Source organism: Conexibacter sp. CPCC 205762, from assembly GCF_030646155.1.
Taxonomy (GTDB): domain Bacteria; phylum Actinomycetota; class Thermoleophilia; order Solirubrobacterales; family Solirubrobacteraceae; genus Conexibacter.
The window spans coordinates 39,300-60,435 of sequence record NZ_JAUTDN010000025.1; the positions used below are offsets into that span (position 1 = coordinate 39,300).

The following is a 21,136-nucleotide window of genomic DNA, read 5'->3' on the forward strand; positions in this document are numbered from 1 at the left end:
GTGAAAACCGTATCAAGTCGACCGTTTTGGTCAAATATTGGCGCCGCGATAGGGTCTTCTCCATGGGCGCGCGTCGTTCAAGCGCGCCAGTCCTCGACCGCGAGCAGCGCAGATCGGCTCACCTCGTCGCGCGCGACCTGCGCAAGGCGTACGACGGCGCGCCCGTCGTCGACGGCCTCTCGCTGACCGCCGTCGCCGGCGAGCGGCTCGCGATCATTGGCGACAACGGCGCCGGCAAGAGCACGCTGCTGCGGCTGCTCGCCGGCGTGCTGGAGCCCGACGGCGGCAGCGTCGCCTGCACGACCGGCCGCACGCTGGTCGAGCAGGAGCTCGACGCGCCGCGCGACGCGACCGTCGCGACGCTGCTGGACGAGACGCTCACGCGCTCGCGCGCCGCGCTCGCGGAGCTGGACGCGGCGGGAGCGGCGCTCGCGTCCACCGCCGACGGCGCCGGCCTCGCGGACGCGCCCGCCGACGTCCTCACCGCCTCCGGCCCCGCGGACGTGCCCGCCGACGCCCTCGCCGTCGCGGATCCCGCCGCGCGCTACGCCGCCGCGCTCGCCCTCGCCGAGGAGCTGGACGCGTGGGACGCGCGCCGGCGGCTGCGCGACGACCTGCAGCTGTTCGACGCCGGCTTCCCTGAGACGACCCCGCTGCGCCACCTCTCCCCCGGCCAGCGCTACCGTCTGCGGCTCGCGTGCGCGCTGCACGATCCCGAGGGCGCGATCCTGCTCGACGAGCCCTCCAACCACCTCGACGACGCCGCGCTCGACCGGCTCGCGGAGCGGATCAACGGCCACGCCGGGATCGCCGTCCTCGTCACGCACGACCGCTGGCTGCTCGACGCGGTCGCGACCGCGATGCTCGACCTCGACCCGACCGCCGAGGGCGGCGGCGCGCTCTTCAGCGGCTCCTTCCAGGAGTTCCGCCGCGAGCGGGCGCGGCGGATGCGGCGCTGGCGCGACCGCTACGCCGCCAGCCTGGAGGCCGAGGAGAGACTGGAGTGGCAGCTCGACGTGGCGCGAGCGGCCGCTCCCGGCACCTGGAAGCCGGGCAAGGGCGCCTCGATGCACGGCCGCGCCAGCCGCGCCGGCAACACCGTCGGCGCGCTCCAGCGGCGCCTCGACCAGCTGAAGCTCGAGCGGCCGCCGGTCCCGCCGCAGCCGCTCAAGTTCGAGCTGCACGACGTCGCCGACGAGGGCGACGACGAGGCCGCCGAGCCGCTGCTGGTCGCACAGGGCCTGCGGCTGGCCGACCGGCTGGCGATGGACCCGCAGCAGCGGATCGAGCTGCCGCCGGGCGGGCGGCTGGTCGTGCGCGGACCCAACGGCGCCGGCAAGACGACGCTGCTGGAGCTGCTCGCAGGCCGCCTGCGGCCCGACGGCGGCGCGCTCGCCGTGCGCGGCGGCGCGCTCGTCGACCTGCTCGCGCAGGAGGACCGGCTCGACCAGACGCTGACGCCGCTGGACGCGCTGCGCGCCGCCGACCCGCTGCTCGCCGACCTCGAGGACGAGGAGCTGCTCGTGCTCGTCGGCGAGACCGGCCTGCTGCGCGAGGCCGACCTGGAGCGGCCGATCGGCACGCTGTCGGTCGGCCAGCGGCGGCGCGTCGACCTCGCGCGGCTGGTGCTCGGCCAGCCGTCGCTGCTGCTGCTCGACGAGCCGACCAACCACCTCTCCGTCACGCTCGTCGACGACCTGACGGCGGCGCTGCTGGAGACGCAGGCCGCCGTCGTGCTGGTCACGCACGACCGCACGCTGCTGCGCGCGGTCGCCGACTGGCCGCAGCTGCGGATCGCGCGCGCCTAGCGCACGACCGTCAGCTTCACCGTCGCCGGCTTGGAGCTGTTGCCGGCAGCGTCGCGGACGACGAGCGTCAGCCGGTGGCTGCCCGGTGCGAGCGTACGGCGGCCGAACTTCGCGGTCAGCGTCAGGCGGTTGGCGCCGGCTCTGCGGAGCGTCCGTCTGAGCGTCGCGACCGGCTTCAGCGCGATGCAGCGGCGACCGCGTCTGACGCGCTCGCCGGCCTGCACGCAGCGGCCTCTGGCGGCGCGGCGGCCGGCGACCTCGCGCGTGACCGCGATCGTCAGCCTGCCGCGCTCGGAGGAGCGGAAGCTGAGCACGCTGCTCGTCGCCGCGCGCGGCGCGCGGCGGGCGCGACGGGCGGCGGCCAGCGCGGTCGCCTTGCCGCCGCGCCGCAGCCGCGTGCTCGACAGGCGCACCGAGGTCAGCCGAGGGGCGGTGCGATCGCGGGAGGCGGGCACTCTGCCGCCCGGGCCGCCGCCGTCATCCTCGTCTCCCCCGGGAACGTCGTCGTCCGCCGCGGCGCCGCAGCGCGCGTCGACCAGGCGCACGAACTGCTGCACGTAGTCGTCGCTGGTGCCCGCGCCGAGCGCGTGCGGATCGCCGGAGAAGGCGACGCAGCCGCCGCCGGCCGCGATCCCGGTGAGCCGGGCGAAGGCCGGGACCGCGCCCTCGGGGCCGCTCGCGCGTGAGAGCAACCGCGTCCGAGCGGAGGCGAGTCCGCGCAGGTAGACCCGCCGCCCCTCGTCGGTCGGCGCGCCGGGCGCGAGCGGCCCCGACGACGAGGCCTCGAAGGCGACCCGCTCGCCGTCGGCGCTGATGCGCGCCTCGCCGATGCGGTTGTCGGCCGGCGCGCCATCCGGGCCGTCCGCGCGGCTGACGAGCAGCAGTCTGGAGGTCGTCAGGTCGCGCACGTAGATCGCGTCGCGCCCGGCCGGGAGCTGCGGGTCGCCGGAGCTGAACACGACCCGGTCGCCGTCACGGTCGAGCGCGAGGACGGAGCCGCCGTAGGTGCTCGCTCTGTCGTCGTCGGCGCGGCTGGCGAGCACCGTCGCGCCCGTGTCGAGCCGCCGCACGAAGACGTTCTGCGCGCCGTTGTACGCGCCCTCCGCGATGCCGTTCTCGTAGCTGGAGAAGGCGACGCTGCGCCCGTCACCGCTGATCTCGCCGCTGAAGGCGTCGCCGCTGACCGCGCCGGGCGGATCGACGCCCGCTCTGCGGCTCGCCAGCAGCGTTCTGCCGCTGGCGAGGTCGCGCACGTGCACGTCCTCGTCGCCGGTCGCGTCGCCGTCGCCGAAGTTGGTCGCCGACGTCAGGAACGCGACGCGGCTGCCGTCGTCGCTGATCGACGGGTCGCCGGCATATGAGTCGGCCGGCGCCCCGTCGGCCCCGTCGGCGCGGCTGACGAGCGCCGTTCTGCCGTCGCGCAGGTCGCGCCGCCAGACGCTCGTGAACGCGGGCGCCAGCAGGAAGCGCCCGCGCGAGTCGAGCGTGAAGACGACGTAGCGGCCGTCGGGCGTGATCCGCAGGTCGCGCGGGGCGCCGGCCAGCGGCGCGCCGGCAGGCCCGTCCGCACGGCTCGCGAGCGTCAGGCCGCCGGTCTCGGTGTCGCGCACGACGACCGCGCCGTCGCCGGCGGGGACGGCGCCGAGCGCCGGCGCGGTCGTCACGAAGGCGACGAAGCGGCCGTCGGCGGAGACGGCGCCGTCGCCCGCGTCGCCGCCGTCGTTGTCGAACGGCGCGGCGCCTGCCGGCCGTGAGACGAGCCGGGTTCTGGCGCCGCCGAGGTCGCGCAGCTCGACACGTCCGGGAGCGGTGCCGTGCTGGCCGCCGACCGTCGTGGCGACATGCGTGCCGTCGCCGCTGATCGCGGCGCCGCGGGCGGCGTCGAAGGGCGCGCCGAGCGGGCCGTCGGCGCGGCTGGCGAGGATCGATCTGCCGTCGCGCCGGACGTAGACGTCGAGCCCGTCCGGGACGCTGTCGGCCGGGTCGAGCCCGACCGCTTCGGTCACGTAGGCGACCGCGCCGCCGTCGCTGCTGATCGAGGCGACGACCGCCGCCGCGTTCGTCTCGATCCCGGCCGGGACGCTGACCAGCTCGGTCTCGCCCGCGTACGGGTCGCGGGTGTAGACGTCGTCGTCGGGCCACTGGTCGCCACCGAGGTTGGTGGCGGTCGATTCGAACGCGATCGTGTGGCCGTCGCCGTCGACGCGCGGGTTGCGCGACTCGCCGTTGCCGACGGCGCCGAGGTCGTCGGCGCGGCTGACGAGCACCGTTCTGTCGGTCGCGGGAAGGCGCATGTAGACGTCAGTTGTGTTGTTTCTGTCGGCCGCGTCGAGCGCGGCGCCGGTATCGAACGCGACGGTCGTCCCGTCGCCGCTGATCGCGACCGTCTCGACGTTCACGGCCTGCGTCGCCGGCAGCACGGCGCCGTCGGGGACGCCGATCGGCTGCACGCCGTCGGAGACGCCGATGCGGCGGCGGTAGGCGCGCGCGCCGGGGCTGTCGGCGGCGGCCGGCAGCCCGGCGATGTTGCGCGCGTGCGAGACGAACGCGACATATCTGCCGGTCGCGTCGATCGACGGCCCGTAGGAGCGGTCGTCGCCGATCGCGTTGAGGCCGTTGACGCGGCTGACGAGCGTCGTTCTGCCCGTCGCGAGCGTGCGCAGGTAGACGTCGCTGACGCCGTTGCGGTCGACCGGGTCGAGCGGGCCGTCGCAGGTGAACGCGACCGCCTGGCCGTCGCGGCTGATCGCGGCCTCGCGGCAGTTGTCGTGCGCCGGCTTGCCGTCGGCGCCGTCGGCGCGGCTGACGAGCGTCACCGCTCCGCTCGCGACGTCCTTGACGTAGACGTTGCTGACCGCGTCGTCGTCGCCGGCGACGAGCCCGTCGGACTCCGACGTGAAGGCGACGCGGTCACCGGCCTGGTCGAGCGCCTGCGGCCCGTTCGCGGATGCGGCGACCGGGGTCGAGAGCGGGGTCTGGAGGTCTGGGGCGCCGGAGAGCAGCGCGGTCGCGTCGGCCGGAAACGGGAGCGCGCGGGCCGGGACGGCGGCGAGAACGGTCAGGACGAGGGCGAGCAGGAGCGAACGGAGCAGAGGCATCGCTGCACCGTCGTCGCATGCGGCGACGGTGGCAATCGGGAGGCGGCCCTGGACTTTCGTCCGATGCCCTGACAGAGAGATCGGGTGGTTCCCCTAATCCACCTGACCAGGATGGCGCGATCTGGGACGATCGCAGCGTGTCTGGATCGCTGATCGGGCGCGTCGCCGAGCTGGAGGCGCTCGCCCGCTTCCTCGCCGCGCTCGAACAGGGCTCGGCCGCGCTCGTGCTCGACGGCGAGCCGGGCAGCGGCAAGAGCGCGCTGCTCGACGCGGCGGCGGACGCCGCCGCCAAGCGGGAGGTGCGCGTGCTGCGCTGGGAGGGGGCGACGGGCGAGCCGGCTCCGGCCGAGCGCTCGCCGGCGGCGCGGGGCGCGGGCGAGGAGCCGGGCGCGCGCGAGGAGGCGGGCGCACGCGAGAAGGCGGGCGCACGCGGGGAGCCGGGCGCGCGCGAGAAGCCAGGCACGCGCGAGCAACTGGCCGAGCCGGTGCCCTACGGCGCGCTGGCGGCGCTCGTCGCGCAGCTCGATCCCGCCCTGACGCAGGCGCTGCCGGCGCCGCAGCGCGCGGCGCTCGCGCAGGCGCTGGCCGGCGAGGCCGTCGACCAGCGGCTGATCGGGACCGCGACGCGGACCCTGATCGGCGTGCTCACGCGCGCGCGGCCGCTGGCGCTCGCGCTCGACGGCGCCGAGCGGCTCGACCGCCCCAGCGCGCTCGTGCTCGAGTTCTGCGCGCGGCGCCTCCCGGCCGGCGCCGGGCTGCTGCTGACGCGGCTGCCCGGCGGCGCGGGCGAGGGCGACCGGCTCGCGCTCGCGGCGCTGCGCGGCACCGACCACGCCGAGCGCCACCGGCTCGGCCCGCTCGGCGCCGGCGAGCTGGAGCGACTGGTGCGCGAGCGGCTCGCGCGTCCCGGTCTGTTCGAGCCGGCGCCCGCGCGCGCGGCGCTGCGGCGGATCTGCGTCGCCGCCGCCGGCAACCCCGGCCAGGCGCTCGCGCTCGCCGCCGCATCGCCCGCCGACGCGCAGGCGACCGTCGCGGCGCCGCCGGCCGCGCTCGTGCCACCGGCGCTCGCCGACGCGCTCGACCAGCTCGACGCCGCGGCCGCCGACGCGCTGCTGGCAATCACCTCGCTGTCGCGGCCGACGTTGTCGCTGCTGCGGCGGGCGCTCGGCGCGGGCACGATCGCGACGATCGAGCGGCTGGAGCTGCGCGGGCTGATCGCGGTCGCCGGCGAGCGCGTGACGTTCGCCCAGCCGCTGCTGGCCGGCGCCGTCGACGCGTTGGCGAGCGACGCCCGCAGGCGAGCGCTGCACCGCCGCCTCGCCGCCGTCGTCGACCACCCCGAGGAGCGCGCGCGCCAGCTCGCCCACGCCGACCTGCTGCCGCAGGCGCTGCCGGCATTGCGGACGGCCGCCGCCGGCGCCGCCGCGCGCGGCGCCCCGGCGACCGCCGCCGAGCTGCTGGAGCTGGCGCTCGACCGCGGCGACAGCCCGCTGCTGCGTCTGCACGCCGCCCAGCACCACCTCGCCGCCGGCGATCCGGCGCGCGCCGAGGCGCTCGTGCTGCAGGCGCTGCCGCAGCTGGGCAGCGGCGTCGCGCGCGCCGAGGCGCTGCTGCTGCTGGCCGTGCTGCACAGCCACGGCGACAGCCATCCGCGTGCGCGCGTGCTGCTGGAGCAGGCGCGCGGCGAGGCCGGCGACGACGTCCGCCTGGCCGCCGCGATCGACCTGCGGCTGGCGGTCGTGCTCGCGAACCTCGGCCACGTCGCGGCCGCGCGCGTGCCGGCCTCCGCGGCCGCGTCGGAGGCAGAGCGGCTCGGCGACGACGGCCTGCTCGCCCAGGCGCTCGCGCTGGAGACCACGCTCGCCTTCGCGCTCGGCGCCGGCCTCGACGAACGGCGCCTGCGGTGGGCGCTGCGGCTGGAGGACGGTGGCGCGGCCGACGCAGACCGCGGCGCGGCTGACGCAGATGCCGGCGCGCATGGCGCAGACCGCGGCGCGGCTGACGCAAACGGCGGCGCGGCCGACGCAAACCGCGGCGCGAACGCGGCCTTCGAGCTGCGGCCGTCGCTGCTGGCGGCGCAGCTGCTGCTGTGGAGCGGGCGGCTCGACGAGGCGGCCGAGCTGGCCGAGCGGGTCGCCGCCCGGCAGGAGCGCGACGGCGCCGCGCACGAGCTGGCGTGGACGAGCTTCACGCGCGCCGCGATCGCCTGCTGGCAGAGCGACCTCGACGACGCCGCGGCGATCACCGACGACGCCGTCGGGCGGCTGCAGGCGCTCGGCACGGTCGACGCCCGCGCGCTCGCGCTGACCGCGCGCGCCCAGCTCGCCGCCCGCGCCGGCCGCGCCGAGGACGCCTGCGCCGACGCCGCCGCGGCGCTGGAGCTGTTCGCCCACAGCGGCTGGAGAACGGCCGCCTGGCGGCCGCTGCACACGCTCGGGATCGTCGCGCTCTCACGCGGGGACGCCGAGACGGCCGCCGGCTGGATCGCGGCGCCGACGCTGGCCGCGCTCGACGCCGGCCTCGCCGACCCGCTGCCGTGGGGCGGCGCGCTGTCGCACGGCGACGCGGTCGAGGCGCTCGTCGGCTGCGGCCGCCTCGCCGAGGCGCGCCGGATCGCGACGGTGCTGGAGCGGCGCGGAGCCGGTCGCGAGAGACGCTGGCCGCGCGGGATCGCGCTGCGCGCCCGCGGCCTGCTGCTGGAGGCGGCCGGCGAGCTGGCCGCCGCCGAGGACAGCCTGCAGGCGGCGCTCGACGCGCACGCCCCGCTGCCGCTGCCGCAGGAACGAGCGCGCGGGCTGCTGCTGCTCGGCCGCGTCCAGCGGCGCCGCCGCCGCGCCGCCGCGCGCGACTCGCTGGAGCGGGCGCTGGCGCTGTTCGAGGAGCAGGGAGCGCCGCTGTGGGCGCAGCAGGCGCGGACCGAGCTGGAGCGGCTCGGCCCGGCAACCCGCGCGCCCGACGAGCTGACCGACGCCGAGCGCCGGGTCGTCGAGCTGGCGGTGACCGGCATGACCAACCGCGAGGTCGCGGCCGCGCTCTTCCTCAGCCCGAAGACGGTCGAGGCGCACCTGGCGCGCGTCTACCGCAAGCTCGGGATCCGCTCGCGCGCGGAGCTGGGCTCGCGCCTGGCGGCGAGCTGATGGAGCCGCTCGCGCGCGGAACCGGGCCTGCGCCCGGCAGCGAGCTGACGGCGCCGCCCGCGCGCGGAACGGGACTCAAGCCCGGCAGCGAGCCGACGGCGCCGCCCGCGCGCGGAACGGGACTCAAGCCCGCCAGCGAGCCGACGGCGCCGCCCGTGCGCGAGCAAGAGGCGCCGCCGGCCGCCCTGGCGCCGCCCGAGCCGCTCGGCCGCGAGCGCGAGCTGGCCGCGATCGAGCGGCTGCTCGACGGCGTCGGGGCGCGCTCGGCGCTGCTGACGCTGGAGGGCGACGCGGGGCTCGGCAAGACGACGCTCGTGCGCGCGGCGATCGCCCGCGCCCGCTCGCGCGGCCTGCACGTGCTCGCCTGCAGCGGCGCCGTCAGCGAGACGCGGCTCGCCTTCGTCGCGCTCGCCGACCTGCTCGCCGAGACCGATCCGGAGGCCGTCGCGGCACTGCCGGCACCGGCGCGGGCCGCGCTCGACGCGGCGCTGCTGCGCGACGGCGCGCCGCCCGGTCACGCCGACTGGCCGGCGCTCGCGGCCGCGGTCGGCGCGCTGCTGGAGCAGCTCGCCGCCGGGCGACCGGTGCTGCTCGCGATCGACGACGCGCACTGGCTCGACGGCTCCAGCGCGCGCGTGCTCGACCACTGCGTGCGGCGGCTCGGGCCGGGCGTCGCGGTGCTGGTCGCGCGGCGCCCGCAGCCAGGCGGCTGGAGCGCGCCGGCCGCCGGCGGCGCGACTGCCGCGCGCGAGCCGCTCGCGCCGCTCGCCGCGCCCGTGCTCGACGACCTGCTCGCGCGCAGCGCCCCGCCCCACGCCGACCGCCACCAGCTCGCGCGGATCGCCGAGCTGTCCGCCGGCAACCCCCTGTTCGCGTTGGAGCTGCTGCGGGCCCTGCCGCGACCGGCCGCCGGCCCACATCGCGGCGCGACCGGCGCAATCCGCGGCGCGACCGGCGCAATTCGCGGCGCGGCTGCCGCAGTCGACGGCGCACCCGCGGAGTTCCCACCGACCCTGCGCGACCTCGTCGCCGCCCGCCTCGCCGGCGTCGCGCCCGCGGTCGAGGAGGTGCTGCTGGCGGCCGCCGCGCTCGCCTCCCCGACGCTGCCGACGCTGACCGCCGCGCTCGGCGTGCAGGCGCCGGACCTGGTCGCGCGGGCGGTCGCCGCCGGGCTGCTGACACGCGACGGCGTGCGGCTGTCGTTCACCCACCCGCTGCTCGCCGAGGGCGTGCTCGCACGCGCGCCCGCCGGCCGCCGCCGCGCGATCCACCGCCGCCTCGCCGCCGTCGTCGACGACGTCGAGGACCGCGCCCGCCAGCTCGCGCTCGGCGCCGTCCTGCCGGACGCGCTGCCGGCGCTGGAGCAGGCGGCGGAGCGGACGCGCGGGCGCGGCGCGCCGGCCGCCGCGGCAGAGCTGCTGGAGCTGGCGCTGGAGCTGGGCGGCGACCCGCGCATGCGCGTCGCCGCCGCCGGCCACCGGCTCGACGCCGGCGACCTCGCGCGCGCCGAGACGCTGCTGCGCGTGGCGGTCGCCTCGCCGCTCGACGACGGCACGCGCGCCCGCGCGCTGCTGCTGCTGGCCGAGCTGCGCTCGCGCGACAACAGCTTCGAGGAGGCGCTCGCGCTGCTGGACCCGGCCGGCGCCGCCGCCGCGCCCGACTCGCCGCAGCAGGTCGAGGTCGCGATCCAGCGCAGCTGGGTCCAGTACCAGCGCGACGAGCGCGCAGCCTCCGGCGCCGCCGCCCACGCCGCCGTCGCGCTCGCCGAGCGCTGCGGCGACGACCACCTGCTCGCGACCGCGCTCGGCGCCGCCGCGCTGGTCGACTTCGCGCTCGGCAGAGGCGTCGACGAGCCGGCGCTGCGGCGGGCGCTGCAGCTCGACGATCCCGCCCGCCGCACGCCGCTGATCTACCGCGCGCCGCTGACGGTCGCCTTCACGCTCGTGCACTCCGGCCGCCTCGACGAGGCCGCGCCGCTGTACGCGCAGCTCGCGCGCGAGCTGCGCGAGCGCGGCGAGGAGCACGACCTCGCCTGGCTGCTGACACGGCAGTCGTGGCTGGAGTGCTGGCGCGGCCGGCTCGCGGTCGCCGAGCGGATGGTCGCCGAGAGCGAGCGGCGGATGGCGCTGCTCGACAGCGACGCCGGCCGGCTGCTGGCGCTGACCGCGCGAGCGCAGGTCGACGCCTTCGCCGGCTGCGAGGCGAGCGCGCGAGCGGCCGCCGAGGAGGCGCTGACGCTGGCGCGCGCGATCGACTGGGTCGGCGCCGCCGCCTGGCAGCAGTCGACGCTCGGGGCGCTGGAGCTGTCGGCCGGCAACAGCGAGGCGGCGGCGGAGCGGCTCGCGCCGTTCGCCGCGCGCGCGCTCGCGCGCGGCCTGCCGGAGCCGGCCGCCGACGGCGTGCTCGTCCACGGCGACGCCGCCGAGGCGCTGATCCTGACCGGCCGCGTCGCCGAGGCGGAGCCGCTCGTCGCGCTGCTGGAGGCGCGCGGAGCGGCGCTGGACCGCGTCTGGGCGATCGCCGTCGGCGCCCGCTGCCGCGCGCTGATCGCCGCCTCCGAGGGCGATCTCGCGACCGCCGAGGCCGCGCTGGAGCGGGCGCTGGCCGCGCACGCACGGCTGTCGATGCCGATCGAGCGCGGCCGCACGCTGCTGGTGCTCGGCCGCGTGCAGCGGCGCGGGCGCAGACGCGGCGCGGCGCGCGCCACGCACACGCGCGCGAGCGAGCTGTTCGAGGGAGCCGGCGCGCGCATGTGGGCGGCGCAGGCGCGCGAGGAGCTGGCGGCGCTCGGACTGACCGCCGCAGCGCCGGGGCAGCTGACGGCGTCGGAGGAGCGGGTCGCGCGGCTGGCCGCCGCCGGCCTGACGAACCGCCAGGTCGCCGACCGGCTGCAGATCAGCAGAAAGACCGTCGAGGCCCATCTCGGCCGCGCCTACCGCAAGCTCGACGTCCATTCCCGTGCCGAGCTGGGCGCGCGCGTCGCGGCCGGCGAGCTGTGACGGTCAGAGCGGCGCGACGACCTGCGCGCCGGACGCGGGCGCGGTCACGGGCAGGCAGCGGCGCCGCAGCAGCTCGAACGCCTCCGCGCCGTCCTTGTTGTTGAGCCGCGGCGCCTCGAAGCTGAAGGCGCGGCCGTCGTGCAGCGTCACCGTGACGCGGCGCGTGATCAGCTTGCGCGTCGCCTCGACCGCGGCGACCTCGCGATAGGAGATGGACGCGATCGGCTCCTTGCGCGGGCGTCCGCGCAGCGGGTCCGACCCGATCAGCACGAAGCTCTCCGGCAGCAGCGCCAGCCAGGTGCGACCGCGCACCGCGATCTCGTTCGCCGCGGGCTTGCGACCGAACAGCGCGATCGCGAGCAGGCCGATCCCGCCCGTGCAGACCATCACCTTCGCCTGGCCGGCGCGAGTGATCGTGGTCGCCGCGTCGACCTGCGTGTGCAGGTGCGCTGAGACGATGCGGGCGTTCTTGGCATGTCCGGCCATCGGTGCTTCTCCTCGGGTGGGGCGGGAACTGGAGGCCGGCAGCGTAGGAGCGACCGCGGGCCGTGACAGCCGGGAGCGGCCACCGGACTTTTCCCGCCGCGACCCTGTCCGTCTTCATCCGACCCCGGAGGTTCAGGGGAGCGCCCGATGTCGTGGCACGCCGGCGGTCGTAGGGTCGTCATGTGAGCCGTGCCACGCCCTCAGCGCCGCCCCTTCCGGCCGCGCCTCCACGCGCTCTGCTGGTCGAACGTGCCCATGAGCTGGAGGCGATCGCGGCGGCGGTCGGGCGGGTCTGCGGTGGCGGGTTCGCGGACTTCGCGGGTGGCGCGGGCTTGGCGAGTGGCTCGGGCTTCGCGGGCGGCGCGGGCGGCGTCGTGACGCTGACGGCGCCGGCCGGGCTCGGCAAGAGCGCGCTGCTGGACCATGCGGCGGCGCTGGCGACGGCGGGCGGCTGCCAGGTCCGCCGCGCGACGCCGAGCCCGCTGGAGCGCCACTTCCCCTTCGGCGCGGTGCGGGAGCTGCTGGAGGCGCCGCTGCGCGCTGCCGAGCCGGCCGAGCGCCGCGCCCTGCTCGACGGCGCCGCCGCGCTCGCGGGCAGGCTGCTGCTGGAGGGCGCCGCGCCCGGCGCCGACGCGACGACGGCCGTCGCCCACAGCGTCGCGCGCCTGTGCGCGGGGCTGGCCGAGCGTCCGGCGCCGGGCGCGCCACCCGCCGACGCCGTCGCGCTCGCGACGGGTCCAACGCTCGCGCTCGGCGACGCAGCCCGACCCGCGCCGCTCGTGCTGCTGATCGACGACGCCCACTGGGCCGACCGCTGCTCGCTGGAGGTCCTCTGCCACCTCGCCCGCCGCGCCGCCGACATCCCGCTGCTGCTGATCGTCGCGGCCCGCGGCGACGATCCCGAGGCGCCGGCCGACCTGCTCGGCCTGCTCGCCCACGAGGCCGGCGCCGCCGCCCTCCGCCCCCAGCCGCTGTCGCTGCGCGCGGGCGTCAGGCTGCTGCGCGGCCGGCTCGCGCCCGCGGCGCCGCTCGACCTCTGCCGCCGCTGCCACGCGGCCGCCGCCGGCAACCCCTGGCTGCTGACCGAGCTGGGCCACCAGCTCGCCGAGCACGGCCCCGCCGCGCTCGACCCCGCCGAACCGCATCCCGCCGACACCCGCCTCCCCGCCGCCGACGCCCCACGCGCGGCGAGCGCGCCTCACTTCGCCGACGCCCGCCGCCCCACCGCCGACGCCCCACGCGCGGCGAGCGCGCCTCACTTCGCCGACGCCCGCCGCCCCACCGCCGACGCCCCACGCGCGGCGAGCGCGCCTCACTTCGCCGACGCCCGCCGCCCCACCGCCGACGCCCCACGCGCGGCGAGCGCGCCTCACTTCGCCGACGCCCGCCGCCCCACCGCCGACGCCCCACGCGCGGCGAGCGCGCCTCACTTCGCCGACGCCCGCCGCCCCACCGCGGACGCCCCACGCGCGGCGAGCGCGCCGGTGCGCGAACGGGCGCGCGCGGCCGTGCGGCGGCGGTTGGCGGCGCTGCCGCCTTCGGCGCGGCTGCTGGCGGCGGTGCTCGCGGTCGCGGGCGACGGGCTGCCGCTGACGCTCGCCGGTCGCGTCGCGGAGATCGACGGCGCGGCGCTCGGGCCTGCGCGTGACGCGCTCCTCTCCGCCGGCCTGCTGACGCCCGCCGCTGACCGGCTCGCACATGGCCTCGTCGCGACCGCGATCGCCGACGAGCTGCCGCGCAGCGAGCGCGAGCGGCTCCACCGCGCCGCCGCCGACGTGCTGCTGGCCGACGGCGCCCCGGCCGACCGCGTCGCCGGCCACCTGCTGCGGACTCGCCCGACCGGCGACAGCGTCGTCAGCACGCTGCTGCGCGGCGCCGCCGAACGCGCCTGGCGGCAGGGCGCGCCGCACACGGCGGTCGCGTACCTGCGGCGGGCGCTGGAGGAGCGCGCTCCCGGCGACGAGCGCGCGCGGCTGCTGGCGCTGCTGGCGACCTGCAGCTTCGACGCCGGCCTGCCCGACTCCCGCGCGCGGCTGCGCGAGGCGCTGCGCGCCAGCGGCGATCGCGCCGAGCGCCACGACGTGCTGCGCCGGCTGGCGGCGCTCAGCCTCGTCGACGCCGGCGACCGCGAGCTGGAGCGCCTGCTCGCGCGCGAACAGGCCTCCGCGCGCGACGACGGCGAGCGGCTGCAGCTGGAGCTGATCGCGCTCGACGCGCTCGTCAACGTCCCCGAGCGCCAGCCCGAACGCGCCCGCCGCCTCCGCGCCCTCGTGCCCGTCGCCGACGCCGCGCTCGCCAACGCGCCCGCCGCCGCCTCGCCCGCCGCGCTCGTCGCCGGCCCGGCGAGCGGGCGCGCGGGTGCTGCGCGGCCAGCGGCAGACACGCTCTCCCAGCGGCTGCTGCTCGCCCATCGCGCCTGGCTCGCGGTCGAGCGGGGGAGCGAGCCGGCGGAAGCGTGCGCGCGGCTGGCGCTGGCGGCGCTGGAGGGCGGCGAGCTGCGCGCCCGCGCCCGCCGCGACGGCGCCTTCCACCTCTGCGTCCGCACGCTGCTGCTGTGCGACCGGCTCGACGACGCGGCCGGCGCGATCACCTTGCTCGAAGCCGACGCGGAGGCGCTCGGATCGTCCCGCCTCCACGCCGCGGCCGCCTGGTTCGCCGCCGAGCTGGCGCTGCGCGCCGGCAAGCTGGAAGCGGCAGAACGTCAGGCGCGGCTGGTGCTGGAGCTGCTCGGCTCTCGCCCCGACGCCTTCACGCGCGGCGCGGTCGAGCTGCTGCTGCACGCGCTCACGGAGCGCGGCAGGCTCGCCGAGGGGCGTGAGCTGCTGACCGAGCATGGGCTCGACGGCGACCTCGGCGACGGGATCGGCGAGGCGGGGATCCTGCACGCCCGCGCGCGGCACGCGCTTGCCGGCGGCGAGATCGTCCGCGCCCACGCCGACGCACTCGCCGCCGGGCGGCTGCGGATCGCCCACGGCCGCGACAACCCGACCTGGTCGAGCTGGCGCTCGACGGCCGCGCTCGCGCTCGCGCAGCTCGGCCGCCGGGACGAGGCGGCCGCGCTGGCCGAGGCGGAGCTGCTGCGCGCCGAGCGCTTCGGCGCACCCGCCGCGATCCTGATCGCCGCCCACGCCGCCGCCGTCGCCGAGCCCGACGACCCCCGCCGCATCACCCGCTGCGAGGCGGCCCTGGCGCGCATCGGCGCAGATGCCGCGAACCGTGGCGCAACTGACGCAATCGCCGGCGCAGACGCCGCAAACCCCGGCGCAACCGACGCAACCGCAGGCGCAGACGCCGCAAACCCCGGCGCGATCGCCGCAATCGCCGGCGCAGACGCCGCAAACCCCGGCGCAACTGACGCAATCGCAGGCGCGGATGCCGCTTCCGGCCGCCTCGCCCGCACGCGCCTTCAGCTCGAGCTGGGCACGACGCTGCGGACGAGCGGGCAGCGGACGGCCGCGCGCGACAGCCTCCGCGCCGCGCTCGCCAGCGCCGACGCGTCCGGCGCCGTGCCGCTGGCCGAGCGCGCCCGCCGTGAGCTGGTCGCGAGCGGGCTGCGGCCGCGGCGGGCACAGACCGAGGGCGCCGCGGCGCTCACGCCGCGCCAGCGGGAGGTCTGCGAGCTGGCTGCGGCCGGCGTCGCCAACCGCGCGATCGCGCAGCGGCTGTTCCTCAGCGTCAAGACGGTCGAGACGCACCTCGCCAGCTCGTTCCGCAAGCTCGGCGTCGAGACGCGCGGCCAGCTCGGCGCCGTGCTCGCGACCGCGCCGCGCTGAGCCACCACGCCCGCCGCCGCCTCGCGCGCGCCGATCCGGCGGCGCGCGCCGCGCCGATCCCGGCGCGCCCTCCCTACTGCGGCTGCGGCTGCGGATCCGGCCGCACGATCACGGTGTCGAGCAGCGGCAGGATCTCCGTCACCGGCAGCTGCGCCTCCGCGGCGTGGCGGCGGATCGCCTCCTGGCTGGTCGCCTCGTAGATGCAGACGGTGCCGACGGTCGCGTCGGCCTCGTCGAGCACATAGCTGCGGATCCAGCGGACGTCGTCGGGCATCTGCTCGTCCGCGACGGCCGCCGAGCGCGCGCCGGCCGTCTGCAGGTCCGCGAGCGAGGCGAAGCCGCCGCGGCGCAGGATCACGTACTGCTGCATCAGGGTCTCCATCGGGTCCTCCTGTGGTGGTGGTCGAGACAGCGGTCAGCGCGCTGCGCGCACGACCGTGAAGGCGAGCCGCACCGGCCGCGAGCTGTTGCCGGCGCGGTCGCGCGCGACGAGCCGCAGGCGGTAGGCGCCGGGTGCGAGCGCACGTCTGCCGCCGCGGCCGTAGCGACCGCTGAACGCGAGCGAGCGCGCGCCGGCCCGCAACGACGCCGTCAGCGGCGTGGCGACCGTCACCACGCGCGTGCAGCGCTTGCGCTTCGCCGCGCCCCGTCTGGAGCCGCCTCTGCGCGCCGCGCCCGCCGCGCTCACCGCGCCGCGTGACGAGCGCGCAGGTCTCCCAGCTCTGCGGGCCGCGACGCAGCGTCTCCCCCGCCGCTCCCCCGGCAGCGTCCGCTCGACCGCGCCCGTCACCCGCGCCGCCTCCGACAGGCGGAACGCGATCTTCGTCCCGGCGGGGACAGCGCGCCGCCGCGCGCGAGACGCGGCGGCGCGACGGTGCCCCTTCGCGGGCCGTACGACCGCGAAGCTTCTGTGGCTCAGCCGCGCGCGCGTGATCCGCGGCGCGGTCCGGTCGCGCGCGGCGGCGACCGGCGGCACGGCGCCGTCCCCGCCTCCTCCGCCGCCAGGAATGTCCCCGGCGGACCCTGTGCAGCGGAGGTAGGCGTGGACGTAGTCGGGGCCGTAACCGCCCCCAAGATCTCCCGACGCCGAGTCGAACGCGACGCAGCGCCCGTCGCCGCTGGCGCTGGCGTAGCGGACGCCGGCACGCGACGGCCCGCCGCCGGCGGCGACCGACATCAGCGTCGTGGCGCCGGTCGCGAGGTCGCGCAGGTAGGCCTGGTAGCCGAGGAAGCGCGGGCTGTCGCCGGCCGCGGCGAGGAAGGCGAGCTGGCTGCCGTCGGCGTCGAGCGAGGGCGCGATGCCGTCGAACGCGGGCGGTCCCGCGCCGTCGGTCACGCTCGCCAGCGTCGTCGTCGCGGCCGCGAGGTCGCGCACGAACACCTGCCCGCCGCGGTCGGCCGGCATCCCCCAGCCGAACGCGACGTCGAGCTGGTAGAAGGCGATTCGCGTGCCGTCGCCGCTGAGCGACGGCATGCTCGCGAGCGCGTGTCTCGGATCGCCGTCCTGCGGCACCGACACCCATGTCGTCGTGCCGGCGGCGACGTCGCGCACGTAGACCTGGGGATCCTCCGTCCCGGGCGCGCCGAGGTTGCGCGCGTCCGACACGAACGCGACGCGGCTGCCGTCGCGGCTCAGCTCGACGTCCGTGGCGTCGCCGCTGCCGGGCAGCCCGCTGCCGGGCGCGCGATCGACCAGCGTCGTGCGACCGCTGTCGAGATCGACGAGGTAGACGTGCGTGTAGATGTCGGCGGGCGCCTCTGGCGGCCCTGGGCCGACCGCGCGGTAGGCGAGGTGGCGGCCGTCGCCGGAGAGGACCGCGTCGACGACGCCGCCCGGCAGCGGCACACCCAGCGTGGTGCGGTCGGCGAGCGTCGTGACGCCGCTGTCGAGGTCGCGCACGTAGGCGTGGGAGATGCCGCCTCTCGTCGGCGAGTCGGGCACGAGGTCGTGCGCGCTGCTGAGGAAGGCGACGCGCCGGCCGGCGCCGTCGATCGTCGCGAGGCGCGACGTTCCGAGCGCCGGTCTGCCACCGAGCGAGCGGCTGACGAGCGTCGTCTCGCCGCTGACGGCGTCGCGCAGCAGCACCTGCGACGAGCGGTAGCCGAGCACGACGAGCTGCGGCTCCGCGACCGCCCCGAATGCCGCCGCCCGCGACGAGAAGACGACACGGCTGCCGTCGTCGCTGACGGCGTGGTGCGTGCGCAGCGCGGCGTCGCCGGCCTCGTCGGGCAGCGGCGGCGGGCTCGACGGGCGCGAGCGCAGCACGTCACGCCCCTGCGGCGGCGCGGAGCCGGCCGGCAGCCGCTCGTAGACCTGCCGCGCGAGCGCGTCGCCGCCGGGCAGGTCCTCGGCCGCCTCGGCGAAGACGACGACGCTGCCGTCGACGGCGGCGGCGCCGGGCGCCACGTGGCCGTCGCCGGTCCCGGTCGTCAGCATCTGGACGTGACCGGGCTGGCCGAACTCGGCGGGCTTGACCGAGTAGAGGTCGTCGAGGCCGTTGAGGTCGCGGTCGTGGTCGAGCGTCCCGCTGCTGACGAAGTCGAGCCGCGGCGACGCCGCGTCGGCGGCGGCGACCGGCTCGAAGGAGAGCCCGTAGTCGATCCCGTCGCGCCCGTCCGGGCCCGGAACGTCGACGCGTATCTGGTCGCCTCTGACGCCGAGCGCGCGGGCGAAGACCTGATCCGAGGGGCCGATCCAGGCGAGCCATCTGTCGTTGCCGGCGAGCGCGACCGCGTAGGCGCGGCCGCTCGTCGCCCGTCCCGGGATCGGGATCCCCTGCGCTCTGCGGCTGCCCTCGACGTAGACCTCGTCGAGACCGTCGTGCTCGTTCGGGTCGCGCGCGTAGTCGCCGATCCAGGCGACCACGTCGCCGTCGAAGTCGATCGCCGGCCGCGCGTTCGTCTTGACGCTGCCGACCGCTCTGTTGTCGGAGTCGACGTCGAGCCGCGTCGTGCGGCCGTCGTCGAGGTCGCGCACGTAGACGTCCTGGGCTCTGCCGGCGCCGGCGGCGGTCTGCAGCGGCGCCGTCGTGGTGAAGGCGACGTGGCGGCCGTTGCCCGACAGCGCGGGGGCGCCGACGACGGCCGGCGCGCCGCCGGCGCCGTCGGCGCGCGTCGCCAGCTCGAGCGTGCCGCTGGAGAGCTGCTTGACGTAGAAGCCCGGGGCGAGGCCGGTGACCGCGCCCGCCGGGGTCGTGAGCATGAAGCCGACGCGGTCGCCGTCGGCGCTGACCTCCGCGCCGTCGGCCTGCAGCCCGAGTCCGAGCTGCGACCCGTCGGCGCCGACGTCGACCTGCGCCAGCGCGCCGGTCTGGCGGTCGAGCCGGTAGACGTGGACGCCGCTGTCGTCGTCGCCCTGCAGGAGGCTGTCGGAGGAGGAGCTGAAGACGAGCCAGCGGCCGTCGGCGGAGAGCGGCTGCGTCGAGAGCGAGGCACGGCCGGCGCCGTCCCACGGCAGCGGCGCGGCGCCCGTCGGGCGGTCGAGCAGGAAGGTCTGGCCGCCCGACGGGGCAGCGGCTGCCGGCGCCGCCGTGACGAGAGACACGGCGGCGCCGAGCAGGGCGAGAAGGCGGGTGCGCGGCATCGGCCTCACTCTCCCGCCCGCCCCCGCCCCCGGCAATCGGTGCGCGACCCTGAACTTTGAGCATCCGCCCTTCAGGACACCAACTCGACTGGTAATGTCGGCTTTAACCTAGGCTGACGGGATCGACGGCGCATCCGACAGAGACGACGCCCACCGGAGCGCGCCCGCGGAGGCGCGCCGCCGCTCGCCCGAGGCCGGCCTGCTGCTGATCGTCTGGGGCCTGCTGCTGGCCGGGCTCGGCACCGTCGCGCTGCCGGCGACGACGATCGCGGCCGGCGGCGCGCGGCTGCACGGGCAGACGCTGCTGGAGGCCGGCCCCGGCTACTGGGTGCTGGTCGGGCTCGCCGCCGTCGCGCTGCTGACCGGCGAGTGGTGGCTGCGCCGCAACCGCACCGCGCTCGCGATCGCCGCCGCGGGCGTCGCCGCGCTGGGCGCGAGCCCGCTGCTGGCCTGGCGGCTGACCGCCACGACGCTGCTCCCCAGCCGCCCCGCCGGCGGCCTGCTCGCGCTCGCCTCCGGCGGCGTCGCGGTCGCGCTCGGCGGGATGCTGCTGCGCCGCGCCGCCGCCCGCTGAGCCGCTGCGCCGTCGCACCGTCGCGCCACCGCGCCACCGGCACTCGCCGCCGCCGCGATAACTCCCCCGCCCCATCCTCGTCGCCCGCGTCTGCTATTCCGTACGGGACGTGCGTTCGACACTGACGATCGCCCATCGCGGCGGCCTCTCGGCCGCGCCGGAGAACTCGCTGGAGGCGTTCGAGCACGCGATCGCGATCGGCGCGGAGATGATCGAGCTGGACGTCCGCCGCAGCGCCGACGGCGTGCTGATCGTCCACCACGATCCGCACGTAGCCGGCATCCCGACCGCCTCGCTCTGCGCCGCCGACATCGCGCTGCGACTCGGCCGCAGACCGCCGACGCTCGCAGAGGCGCTCGACCTCGCGCGCGGCCGCATCGCGGTCGACGTCGAGCTGAAGGAGGACGGCTGCAGCGAGCAGGCGCTCGCGCAGATCCGCGACCGCCGGCTCGGCCCCGAGGAGGTCGTGCTGACCTCCTTCCGCGACGCCGTCGTGCGCGACTGCCGCCAGCTCGCGCCCGAGCTGCGCGCCGGCCTGCTGCTCGGCGCGCGCACCGACAGACCGGGCGCGGCCGGCGTCTCGGAGCTGGTGCTGCCGGCGGCGCGGCTGCAGCGGGCCGACGCGAGCTTCGCCGCCCCGCACGTCGCGCTGACGCGACTGGGCGTGCTGAAGCAGATCGCGGCGATCGGGCTGCCGTCGGTCGTCTGGACCGTCAACAGCCCGCGCACCCTCGACGCGCTCTACGACGACGACCGCGTCGAGGGGATCATCACCGACCGGCCGGAACTGGCGCTGGCAGTTCGCTCCGAGCGCGCCCGCGCGTCCAGGGCAGCCTGAGCGGGCGCGGCCGCGGCGCCGCCAGCGCGCCGGTCACGCGATCGAGGTAGATCGCGAGGATCACGACCGCGAGGCCGCCCTCGAAGCCGGCGCCGATGTCGAGCTGGGTGACGGCGCCGGTGACGATCGCGCCGAGCCCTTCCGCCCCGGCCAGGCCGGCGACGACGACCATCGACAGCGCCAGCATGATCACCTGGTTGACGCCGGCCATGATCGAGGGCAGCGCGAGCGGCAGCTGCACGTCGCGCAGCACCCGCCGCGGCGGCGCGCCGAACGCCTGCGCCGCCTCGACCACCTCGGCGTCGACCTGGCGGATCCCCAGCTCGGTCAGCCGCACGGCCGGGGCGAGCGCGAACACGGCCGTCGCGACGACGCCCGGCACGACGCCGACGCCGAAGAAGAAGACGGCCGGGATCAGGTACACGAACGGCGGCGTCGTCTGCATCAGGTCCAGCAGCGGCCGCACGAGGATCGAGACGAGCCGGTGGCGCGCCGCCCAGATCCCCAGCGGCACGCCGACGAGCACCGCCACGACGGTCGCGACGAGCACGACCGCGAGCGACTGCATCGTCTCGGTCCACAGCTCCATCGAGTCGATCAGCGCGAACGCGAGGAAGGCGAAGGCGGCGATCCCCCAGCGCCGCAGCGCGAGCGGGATCAGCGTCAGGAGCGCGATCACGACGAGCGCCGGCGGCCCGGTCAGGACGTCCTCGATCCAGCCGACGACGTCGGTCGAGACGGTCGCGATCGCGTCGAACAGCCAGCCGAAGTTGTCGAGCAGCCACGCGACGACGTCGTTCGCCGGTCCGGCGAGGTCGATCTTCGGCATCAGACCGTCAC

General features: G+C 77.7%; 11 protein-coding genes. 6 read left to right on the forward strand and 5 right to left on the reverse strand.

Annotated features, from left to right (window positions below):
- Positions 1–62: 62 nt before the first annotated feature.
- Entirely contained in the window at positions 63–1,808 is a 1,746-nt protein-coding gene (locus tag Q7L73_RS18235; protein ID WP_304691161.1) for an ATP-binding cassette domain-containing protein, read from the forward strand.
- On the opposite strand, the gene Q7L73_RS18240 is transcribed toward Q7L73_RS18235, so the two are convergent.
- Positions 1,805–4,906, reverse strand: coding sequence for a hypothetical protein (locus Q7L73_RS18240; protein ID WP_304691162.1), 3,102 nt, complete (start codon positions 4,904–4,906; stop codon positions 1,805–1,807). The genes Q7L73_RS18235 and Q7L73_RS18240 overlap by 4 nt on opposite strands.
- Positions 4,907–5,043: 137 nt before the next feature.
- Here Q7L73_RS18240 and Q7L73_RS18245 point away from each other — a divergent pair, with 137 nt between their 5' ends.
- Together Q7L73_RS18245 and Q7L73_RS18250 are read left to right on the forward strand one after the other, a co-directional pair.
- Entirely contained in the window at positions 5,044–8,043 is a 3,000-nt protein-coding gene (locus tag Q7L73_RS18245; RefSeq protein ID WP_304691163.1) for a helix-turn-helix transcriptional regulator, read from the forward strand.
- Positions 8,043–11,042, forward strand: coding sequence for a LuxR family transcriptional regulator (locus tag Q7L73_RS18250; RefSeq protein ID WP_304691164.1), 3,000 nt, complete (start codon positions 8,043–8,045; stop codon positions 11,040–11,042). Before Q7L73_RS18245 ends, Q7L73_RS18250 begins: the two co-directional genes overlap by 1 nt.
- A gap of 3 nt (positions 11,043–11,045) precedes the next feature.
- Here Q7L73_RS18250 and Q7L73_RS18255 read toward each other — a convergent pair whose 3' ends face one another.
- The gene (locus tag Q7L73_RS18255; RefSeq protein ID WP_304691165.1) at positions 11,046–11,528 is read right to left on the reverse strand and encodes a hypothetical protein; all 483 of its coding nucleotides are present in this window, start codon (positions 11,526–11,528) and stop codon (positions 11,046–11,048) included.
- A 182-nt stretch (positions 11,529–11,710) separates the two neighbouring features.
- Between Q7L73_RS18255 and Q7L73_RS18260 the strand changes: the two genes are divergently transcribed.
- Positions 11,711–15,301 carry an AAA family ATPase gene (locus Q7L73_RS18260; protein WP_304691166.1) on the forward strand — a complete coding sequence of 1,197 codons (3,591 nt, stop codon included), beginning with the start codon at positions 11,711–11,713 and terminating at the stop codon, positions 15,299–15,301.
- Between the two features lie 73 nt (positions 15,302–15,374).
- Here Q7L73_RS18260 and Q7L73_RS18265 read toward each other — a convergent pair whose 3' ends face one another.
- Both Q7L73_RS18265 and Q7L73_RS18270 read right to left on the reverse strand, forming a co-directional pair.
- Complete coding sequence (locus tag Q7L73_RS18265) at positions 15,375–15,683, reverse strand: DUF4242 domain-containing protein (protein ID WP_304691167.1); 309 nt, start codon at positions 15,681–15,683, stop codon at positions 15,375–15,377.
- Positions 15,684–15,716: 33 nt separating this feature from the next.
- Positions 15,717–18,884: a hypothetical protein gene (locus Q7L73_RS18270; protein WP_304691169.1), complete on the reverse strand. Its 3,168-nt coding sequence runs from the start codon at positions 18,882–18,884 to the stop codon at positions 15,717–15,719.
- Positions 18,885–19,212: 328 nt separating this feature from the next.
- Here Q7L73_RS18270 and Q7L73_RS18275 point away from each other — a divergent pair, with 328 nt between their 5' ends.
- Together Q7L73_RS18275 and Q7L73_RS18280 are read left to right on the forward strand one after the other, a co-directional pair.
- Positions 19,213–19,458, forward strand: a complete 246-nt coding sequence (locus Q7L73_RS18275) for a hypothetical protein (RefSeq protein WP_304691170.1) — start codon at positions 19,213–19,215, stop codon at positions 19,456–19,458.
- Between the two features lie 109 nt (positions 19,459–19,567).
- Entirely contained in the window at positions 19,568–20,296 is a 729-nt protein-coding gene (locus tag Q7L73_RS18280; RefSeq protein WP_304691171.1) for a glycerophosphodiester phosphodiesterase, read from the forward strand.
- Here the strand turns inward: Q7L73_RS18280 and Q7L73_RS18285 are convergent.
- Positions 20,229–21,125, reverse strand: a complete 897-nt coding sequence (locus tag Q7L73_RS18285; protein WP_304691172.1) for a proline/glycine betaine ABC transporter permease — start codon at positions 21,123–21,125, stop codon at positions 20,229–20,231. The genes Q7L73_RS18280 and Q7L73_RS18285 overlap by 68 nt on opposite strands.
- Positions 21,126–21,136: the final 11 nt, after the last annotated feature.